Source organism: Burkholderia sp. Ac-20344, assembly GCF_017104975.1.
Lineage (GTDB): Bacteria > Pseudomonadota > Gammaproteobacteria > Burkholderiales > Burkholderiaceae > Burkholderia.
Map to the genome: position 1 here is coordinate 1 of NZ_JAAGPP010000355.1, position 1,445 is coordinate 1,445.

Annotated in this window: 1 protein-coding gene; it reads right to left on the minus strand. The window is 58.0% G+C overall.

Translation table 11 applies throughout. The features are described from left to right. Positions 1-33: 33 nt before the first annotated feature. Positions 34-1,394, minus strand: a protein-coding gene (locus tag G3N64_RS39090; protein WP_205788894.1) for an IS3 family transposase whose coding sequence is annotated in 2 segments (ribosomal slippage) — positions 34-932 and positions 932-1,394 — 1,362 coding nt in all. Because the reading frame shifts where the segments join, the coding sequence is not laid out codon by codon here. Positions 1,395-1,445: the final 51 nt, after the last annotated feature.

A 1,445-nucleotide genomic window follows, 5' to 3' on the forward strand; every position in this document is an offset into this window, starting at 1 on the left:
TGAACTGACCCCACGAAGTTGGACGGTTAAAGGCTAGGCGCCCAAGGGCTGAGTCCTGTATTGCACGGGACTCAGCCCTTTCAACTTGAGCTTGATGCGTTCGTGGTTGTAGTAGTGGATGTAGCGCTCGAGCGTGTCGCGCAAATGCTCCACGCAAGTGAAGCGATGTCCCTTGTAGCACTCGGACTTGAGCGTGCCGAAGAAGCTTTCCATCGCAGCATTGTCGAGGCAGTTCCCCTTGCGGGACATGCTTTGAGTCAGCTTGCGTCGCTTCAGTTGCCGGCGAAACGCCGGCATTCGGTATTGCCAGCCTTGGTCCGAATGCAATAGCGGACTGTCCGTGCGTTTGAGTTTGGCCAATGCCTTCTTCAGCATGCTGCTGACCAGTTCGAAGCTAGGCCGCCGATCCATCTGATAGGCCACGATCTCGCCGTTGTACAGATCCATCACCGGCGACAGGTACAGCTTCTGGCCACCGACATTGAATTCCGTCACATCCGTCACCCACTTCTGGTTGGCTTGCGTGGCACTGAACTGACGTTGCAACAGATTGGGCGCAGCTTTGCCGACCTCACCTCGCCACGAACGATATTTCTTCGGGCGTAGCAGGGACTTCAACTGCAATTGCTGCATCAGCCGCTGCACGGCCTTGTGGTTGACGAGATGCCCAGTTTGCCGAATCGCAGCCGCGACGCGTCGATAGCCGTAGCGGCCCTTGTGATGGTCGAACACCGCCCGGATCTTTGCCTTGAGATCGGCATGGCGATCGTCAACGTTCAGCGTCCCGAGTTGGTAATAGAACGTGCTGCGCGCCAAACCGGCCGCCTTCAGAAGTGCCGCTACCGGATGATGCTGCCTAAGCTCGTGCACTATTTGCGCTTTTTCTTTTGCGCTGCCTGCTTCTTCGCCAGCAGCGCATCGAGCTTTTTTAGGTAGGCCACCTCCGCACGCAGATACTCGTTTTCCTTGAGCAATTCCTCGCGTGAGCGTTCATCCGGTGTGCCGGGTTCGGTGGGTTTGGGTGGAAGTGAAGTGGCCATCTTTCGGGGGCGCCCTCGTCGGCGAGGGGGCAGTGCATCGATACCGCCCTCATGATACAGGCGCTCCCAGCCGGCTACGCAGCCCGCGCCGCGAATATCGAACAAGGCCGATACCTGGCCGTATGACAACTCGTCTCGCCACATGCGCTGTAGTACCGACAGCTTGAACTCGGCGTCGTAGCAAGTGTGCTTCTTGCGCAATCCTGCGTTGCCATGCTCCCGGTAGCTTGCGACCCAGCGCCGGATCACCGTACGCCCCACGCCGTGCCGGGCAGCCAGCGACTTGATACCAATTCCGCCGGCAAGATACTCGTCAACGATGCGTTGCTTGAACTGCTCGTTGTACTTCGTCATGAAAAACACCCCAAAGGTTGGACGGGTGTCCAACTTTTGGGGTGCAGTTCA